The sequence below is a fragment of the Streptosporangium nanhuense genome (genome assembly GCF_059358815.1).
The window spans coordinates 1-1,315 of record NZ_JCADBG010000098.1 but is presented as its reverse complement, the minus strand read 5'-3'; the positions used below and the strand labels follow the sequence as shown (position 1 = coordinate 1,315).

Sequence of the window (1,315 nt, the reverse complement as noted above, 5' to 3'; positions counted from 1 at the left end):
TGTCCATCCCCTGAAAGTGTGGAGACTCGGTTATGCGGCGATGGTCCTTTGAGACCTCGCCTTAGTGGCTGTTCGCGCGGTCATGATCTGCTGCTCGTAGACGATCGGGGGTAGCCCGTCGGCGGCGCTGTGTCTGCGGCGGGTGTTGTAGAAATCGGCGATCCAGGTGGCGATCTTCAGGCGGGCTTCGGCCCGCGTTGTGAAGCGATGTCGGTGGACGTATTCGACCTTGAGGGTGGAGTTGAACGATTCGGCGGCGGCGTTGTCGAGCGCGCAGCCGACCCGACCCATCGACTGCACGACGCCCCAGTGCCGGCAGGCCGCCTGGAAACGGGCGGCGCTGTACTCGCTGCCGCGGTCGGTGTGAAAGATCACCCCGTCGACGATCCCGTCACGGGTGACCGCAGCCATCTGTAATGAGGCGATGGTCAGCGCCGCGTCGTGATGCTCGGACATGGCGTAGCCGAGCAACCTGCGGGAGAACAGGTCTTCGACGGTGGCCAGGTAGAGCTTGCCCTCATCAGTGACGATCTCTGTGACGTCGCCGCACCACAGCACGTCCGGCGCGACCGCGGTGAAGTTCCTGCGAACCAGGTCGGTGGCGGCGGGCCGTTTGCCCTGACGGGTCAGCAATCGACGTTTCCTCACCGCCCGGCCGGCTAACCCAAGCTCGGCCATGCGTCCGGCCACGGTGTTGTCCGATACTCGCCATCCGGCCTCGTGCAGGTCGCGGGTGATGCGCGGGCTGCCGTAGGTGCCGCCCGAGGCGGTGAACCTGGCCTCGATCGCCGCGTCCAAGTCTGCGCGTCGCTGCTGCCGTGCCGTCGGCGCCCGGTCACGCCACTTGTAGTACCAGGACTGCGAGACGCTCAAGGCCCGGCAGGTCAACGCGTGGGGCACGCCGTAGTCGGTCTTCTGGGAGCTGATGAAGGCCGCCACGTCTACCGGCCCATCGCCTCTCGAACCCACAAGACCACCGAGCGTTTGAGGACATCGCGCTCCATCTCCAGCTCGGCGCGCTCCTTAGCCCACTCGGTGCGCTGCCGGCGCAGCCGGGCAAGTTCCTCCCGCTCGGACTCGGCCAGCTCGCCACCTTTGGTGTCCTGCTCGCGGGCCAGCCGGTCCATCTGCACCCAGTTGGCCAGCGTGCCCGCATTGATGCCCAGGTCCTTGGCGACCTGCGCGATCGGCTTTCCTGTCTCCCGCACGATGCGCACCGCGCCCGCGCGAAACTCCGGATCGAACCTGCGTCTGGTCTCTCCCACGACCTAACCTTCTCCTTAGGTCAGGTCTCCACGCTAGAAGGGGAAGCCCA

2 protein-coding genes are annotated in these 1,315 nt (G+C 66.4%); both read right to left on the bottom strand.

Annotated features, from left to right (window positions below):
• Positions 1-30 precede the first annotated feature (30 nt).
• Positions 31-939 (bottom strand): IS3 family transposase, encoded by a 909-nt coding sequence (locus tag AC5L38_RS44140; protein WP_495248809.1) that lies wholly within the window; start codon positions 937-939, stop codon positions 31-33.
• A 2-nt stretch (positions 940-941) separates the two neighbouring features.
• Positions 942-1,265, bottom strand: coding sequence for a transposase (locus AC5L38_RS44135; protein WP_495248808.1), 324 nt, complete (start codon positions 1,263-1,265; stop codon positions 942-944).
• Between the last annotated feature and the right edge of the window lie 50 nt (positions 1,266-1,315).